This window comes from Phenylobacterium sp. (genome assembly GCF_020402505.1).
Taxonomy (GTDB): Bacteria; Pseudomonadota; Alphaproteobacteria; order Caulobacterales; family Caulobacteraceae; genus Phenylobacterium.
On record NZ_JADBZL010000146.1, the window covers coordinates 1 to 2,781 of the forward strand.

Below are 2,781 nucleotides of genomic sequence, written 5' to 3' on the forward strand. Positions count from 1 at the left end.
ATCCGCCTGCGCAAGCAGGTGCTCAATCCGAGCTTCCGCAAGAAGCGCGCCCGGGTCGACTGAGACCCCGGCGACCGCCGGGAGGACGTCCATGGTGCACCCGCTCTACGCGGCCATGCCCCCCACCATCTTCGACGAGATGTCGGGGCTGGCCCGCGCCCACGGCGCCCTGAACCTGGGCCAGGGCTTTCCGGACGATCCGGGGCCCGAGACTGTGCGCCGGGCGGCGGCCGAGGCGGTGCTGGACGGCTACAACCAGTATCCGCCCTCCCGGGGCCTGCCGGAGCTGCGCCGGGCCGTGGCCGCCCATTACGCCCGCACTCAGGGGCTGGCCTTCGACCCCGAGTCCCAGGTCACGGTCACCTCCGGAGCCACCGAGGCCCTCGCCGCCGCCATCCTAGCCCTGGTGGAGCCGGGGGACGAGGTCATCCTCTTCCAGCCCGCCTACGACGCCTACGCCCCCCTGGTCCGACGGGCCGGGGGCGTGCCGCGCTTCGTGACCCTTTCGCCCCCCGACTGGCGCTGGACCGCCGCCCAGCTGGAGGCCGCCTTCACCCCCCGGACCCGGGCGGTCATCCTCAACTCGCCAGTCAATCCCACCGGGGTCGTGGTCCCCCATGAGGATCTTGAGACCCTGGCCGCCTCCTGTCGGGCGCGGTCGGTCCCGGTGATCTGCGACGAGGTCTGGGAGCACCTGGTGTTCGATGACGCCGTGCATGCGCCCCTGATCGCCCTGCCCGGCATGGAGGACCTGGCGGTCAAGATCGGCTCGGCGGGCAAGATGTTCGGCCTGACCGGCTGGAAGGTCGGCTTCCTCTGCGCCGGCCCGGCCCTGTCGCCGGCCCTGGCCCGGGCGCACCAGTTCCTGACCTTCACCACCCCGCCCAACCTGCAGGCCGCCGTGGCCTTCGGCCTGGAGTCCCCCGGGGACTGGTTCGAGGCCATGCCCGCCCGCATGCAGGCCAGCCGCGACCGCCTGACCGAAGCCCTGCGGCGCGAGGGGTTCGAAGTCGCCCGCTCCCAGGCCACCTACTTCCTGACTGTGGACCTGCCGGGCTCCGGCGTGGACGAGCCCGACCGCGCCTTCGCCGTGCGGGCGGTGAGCGAGGCCGGCGTCGCCGCCATCCCGGTCTCGGCCTTCTACGAGACCGACGCCGTCACCCGGACCCTTCGCCTCTGCTTCGCCAAGGCCGACGAGGTGCTGGACGAAGCCGCGACCCGGCTGGCCCGGGCCCGCGACCTCTCCCGCAGGGCTGTGTCCGGAACCTGACGGCTCAGCTCGTCGAGCCGCCGTCCACGACCACGGTCTGGCCGGTCATCCAGCCGCCGGCCCTGGAGGCCAGGAAGACCGCCGCGCCGGCGATGTCGTCCGGCTCGCCCAGCCGGCGCAGGGGCGTACCCTGGGACGACCGGACCTCGGCCTCGGGGGTGTCCCACAGGGCGCGGGCGAAGTCGGTCTTCACCAGGCCCGGCGCGATGCAGTTGATGCGGATGTTGTGGGGGCTCAGCTCCTGGGCGAGGTTGCGGGCCATCTGCATGTCCGCCGCCTTGGAGATGGCGTAGGCGCCGATCACCGCCGTGCCGCGGAAGCCGCCTATGGACGAGACGATGATGATCGCCCCGTCCTTGCGCTCGACCATTTCCGGCGAGACCAGGTTCACCAGCCAGTTGTTGGCGATGATGTTGTTCTCGAGGATCTTGCGGAAGGCGTCGTCGCTGATGCCGCTCATCGGCCCGTAATAGGGGTTGGAGGCGGCGTTGCAGACCAGGATGTCCACCTTGCCGAAGGCCTTGCGGGTCTCGTCCACCAGCCGGGCCAGGTCGTCCTTGGACGAGATGTTGGCGGGCACGGCGATGGCCGAGCCGGGCCTGCGGGCGTTGATGGCGGCGGCGACCTCATCGCAGGGGCCGGCCTTGCGCGAGGAGATGACCACCTTGGCGCCGTGCTCGGCCATACGCTCGGCGATGGCCTTGCCGATGCCGCGGGACGAGCCGGTGATGATCGCCACCTTGCCGGTCAGATCGAAAAGTTCGCCCATGGGTTTCCTCCGCTATCGGGTCGTGTTTCGGCGGTCATTTGCCGCCGAGGCCTCCGCCGGGTCAAGCCGCCCGGCTTGTCGTCCGGGGCCGGGCGGGCTAGTCGGAGGAATGCGGCGGTTTTTTCCGGCCGCGGGGCGGCGGACCCCTTGCGCCCGGCGACGCCGGGCCACAGGTTCCGCCCCTTCACTTATGGAGTTTCCCATGCGCGACTGGCGGCTTGACGACGAGGAAGAGGGCGACGGGCCGAAGCCCGATGCAGCGGCCGCCGCGGGCGGACCGGTCGCCAGCGCCCTGTTCAAGTCGCGCACCGTCCTCGTCTTCGGCGAGGTCAACATGCGCATGGCCGAGCGGGTCACCGCCCAGCTCCTGGCCCTGGCGGCCGAGGGCGACGGCGATATCCGCGTCATCATCAACTCGCCAGGCGGCCACGTGGAGAGCGGCGACACCATCCATGACGTCATGCGGTTCTGCGGCCCGAAGGTGAAGGCCATCGGCACCGGCTGGGTGGCCAGCGCGGGCGTGACCATCTTCCTGGGCGCCGAGCGCGAGAACCGGGTCTGCCTGCCCAACACCCGCTTCCTCCTGCACCAGCCGAGCGGCGGCGTGCGCGGCCAGGCCTCCGACATCCGGATCGAGGCCGAGGAAATCGTGAAGATGCGCCAGCGCATGAACCGGCTCATCGCCCGCGAGAGCGGCCAGACCTACGAAAAGATCCTCAAGGACACCCAGCGCAACTTCTGG

3 protein-coding genes are annotated in these 2,781 nt (G+C 71.1%); 2 read left to right on the forward strand and 1 reads right to left on the reverse strand.

Going from position 1 to position 2,781, the window contains the following annotated elements:
- Positions 1-91: 91 nt before the first annotated feature.
- Positions 92-1,270: an aminotransferase gene (locus IM632_RS10545; protein ID WP_296481369.1), complete on the forward strand. Its 1,179-nt coding sequence runs from the start codon at positions 92-94 to the stop codon at positions 1,268-1,270.
- A gap of 4 nt (positions 1,271-1,274) precedes the next feature.
- Here IM632_RS10545 and IM632_RS10550 read toward each other — a convergent pair whose 3' ends face one another.
- On the reverse strand, positions 1,275-2,039 hold the full coding sequence (locus tag IM632_RS10550; protein WP_296481366.1) for an SDR family oxidoreductase: 765 nt from the start codon (positions 2,037-2,039) through the stop codon (positions 1,275-1,277).
- 202 nt (positions 2,040-2,241) lie between these two features.
- Here IM632_RS10550 and IM632_RS10555 point away from each other — a divergent pair.
- Positions 2,242-2,781: ATP-dependent Clp protease proteolytic subunit (locus tag IM632_RS10555; RefSeq protein ID WP_296552313.1), on the forward strand; the 540-nt coding region annotated here is incomplete at its 3' end.